We start from the raw sequence: 2,650 nt of genomic DNA on the forward strand, positions 1-2,650 counted from the left end.
TGGCCGGCATTGGCCAACCCGCCTTGTTGGGCAAGCTAACGAAGGCCATTAAGGACAAACATCCTGAGATTATCATCGAGTATCACGGTCATACAGGCCCTGGTTTGTCGATGGCATCTGTCTTGGAGGTGTGCAACAACGGCGCCGACATCATCGACACGGCTATCGAACCGCTATCTTGGGGTAAGGTTCATCCCGACGTTATCTCGGTGCAAAGCATGTTGAAGAACGAAGGTTTCGACGTTCCTGAAATCAATATGAGCGCTTACATGAAGGCGCGCGCATTGACACAAGAGTTCATTGACGAGTGGTTGGGCTACTTTATCAACCCTGCCAACAAGCTGATGAGTTCGCTGTTGCTTGGTTGTGGCTTGCCCGGCGGTATGATGGGCAGTATGATGGCCGACCTTGCCGGCATACATAGCACCATCAATAGCATTCGTGCGAAGAAAGGCGAGCCCGAATTGTCTACCGACGACATGCTTATCAACCTCTTCAACGAGGTGGAATACGTTTGGCCACGTGTGGGTTATCCACCTCTCGTAACGCCATTCTCGCAGTATGTAAAGAACATTGCGCTGATGAACCTCCTCACAATGGAGCAAGGCAAGGGCCGTTTCGTGATGATGGACGATGCCATGTGGGGTATGATTTTGGGCAAGAGCGGCAAAATTCCTGGAACAATCGCACCCGAATTGGTTGCTTTGGCCAAGGAAAAGGGTTTCGAATTTACCGATGCCGACCCACATACGTTGCTGCCAAACAATCTTGAAGAGTTTAAGAAGGAGATGGACGAGAACGGTTGGGAGTATGGACAAGACAACGAAGAACTGTTTGAACTGGCTATGCACCCCGAACAATACCGCAATTATAAGAGCGGACAAGCAAAGAAGAACTTCTTGGCCGACTTGCAAAAGGCTAAGGATGCTAAAATGGGTAGCAAGTTGTCTGTTGAAGAACTCGCCGCCTTTAAGCACGCCAAGGCCGATGCGCTTGTTGCTCCTGTTAAGGGACAACTGTTCTGGGAATTTAATGGCGACGGCGAATGCGCACCTACCGTTGAACCTTACATTGGTAAGGAATACAAGGAAGGCGATGTGTTCTGCTACATTGTTGCCACCTGGGGCGAGATTGTTACTGTGCCTGCCGCACTCGGTGGCAAGCTGGTTGAAATCAATGCCAAGCAGGGTAGCAAGGTAAATAAGGGCGATGTAGTGGCTTACATCGAGCGCGCACAATAAAGATTTGACATCGGGCATAAGCCCAAAACATAGCATCGAAGGCACGGCTTGCAACATGTTGCGGGTCGTGCCTTTGCTTTTTTAGTGGTTTATGTTGTTGTCTTTCGTGGTTTCGTCGTCGTTTGCCCACAAATTTCTGGCAATCTGTGCAGTACAACGTAGTTTGTAGTGGGGCTACAAGCCGCTTGTAGTGCTGCTACAAGGCTTTTGTAGTGTCTGTACAATCCTTTTGTAGTGCCACTACAAGGGGCTTTGTATTCACGCAGCCGTTTGCAGCTTAAAGGCAATAGGGCGTGAAGGGCAAGCTGAGAAAACGAGAAATCCCCCAAAGTGCAGCACTTTTAGAGGACATGCGTTTATTACAAACGCGGCCGCACACTTGCTGCCACTTCACAACTGGACACGAAAAAAGGAGCCCCTTCATCGCGAAGAACCTCCTCCAAAAACAGTAATTAACTCAAAATTTATAATCTATTTTTACTGACAATTAGGATATTCATCATTAGTTTATGAGGACTAACTTACGATAAGCAATCCTCGTGACCTAAACTTGTCACTGCAAAGATAGGCAAGATATTTGAAAATGCAAACTTTATTGTGATAAAATTTGAGGTTTCTTAAATTAATTAATTCTTTTTTTAATCCTCTTTGGTGAGGAGGAAAGGTGGATAAGGCGAAAAGACGAACGGGTGGAAGGGAGAAAAGCGGCTTTCGCTTGTTGGCCAAGGTGCCATTCCTGCCCGCTTTTAGAAAGAATAGCTCCTCACCACTTTTCTATTTTAGCTCCTTATTACTTGCCCCTTTATCCTTTCACCGCTTACTCCTTCTCTCCTTACTCCTTAATGCTTATTACTTCTCTCCTTCCTACTTTCCATCTTCCTCCTTACTCCTTAGTACTTCTCTCCTTACTACTCCCCACTTCTCTCCTTCCTACTTCCCCGCCTTTTCTTCAAACCTATCCACCAGCCATTGCAGCTGTTGGGCGATGGTTAGCTGTCCGTTGTCTAGCTCAATAGCATCGTCGGCCTTGCGCAACGGACTTACTTCGCGGTGACTATCCTTATAATCGCGCTCTTGAACGTTGCGAAGAATTTCATCGTAGTTGGCCTCCATGCCCTTGCCTACAAGCTCGTCAAAGCGGCGTTGCGCCCTAACCTCTGCCGAAGCCGTGACAAACACTTTCAGTTCGGCATCGGGAAACACCACCGTACCAATGTCGCGACCATCCATCACGATACCCTTATCCTGTCCCATGCGTTGTTGTTGAGCCACAAGAGCCGTGCGAACAAAGTCTATTGCAGCAATTGAACTAACGTGCCCAGACACCTCCATGCCCCTAATCTCGCGTTCAACGTTCTCGCCGTTGAGGTAAGTTTCGGCCTTTCCTGTTTCAGGGTTTAGCTTAAACT

At 48.0% G+C, this 2,650-nt stretch carries 2 protein-coding genes; one reads left to right on the top strand and one right to left on the bottom strand.

Annotation, left to right across the window (positions count from 1 at the left end; translation table 11 throughout):
• A partial coding sequence (locus BN93_RS02690) for a biotin/lipoyl-binding protein (RefSeq protein ID WP_019186816.1) occupies positions 1-1,241 on the top strand: 1,241 nt, incomplete at its 5' end.
• Positions 1,242-2,171: 930 nt separating this feature from the next.
• Here the strand turns inward: BN93_RS02690 and cmk are convergent.
• On the bottom strand, positions 2,172-2,650 hold a 479-nt coding region (cmk, locus tag BN93_RS02695; RefSeq protein ID WP_019186817.1), incomplete at its 5' end, for a (d)CMP kinase.

Origin of the sequence: Prevotella conceptionensis 9403948 (assembly GCF_000312305.1) — a bacterium.
Lineage (GTDB): Bacteria > Bacteroidota > Bacteroidia > Bacteroidales > Bacteroidaceae > Prevotella > Prevotella conceptionensis.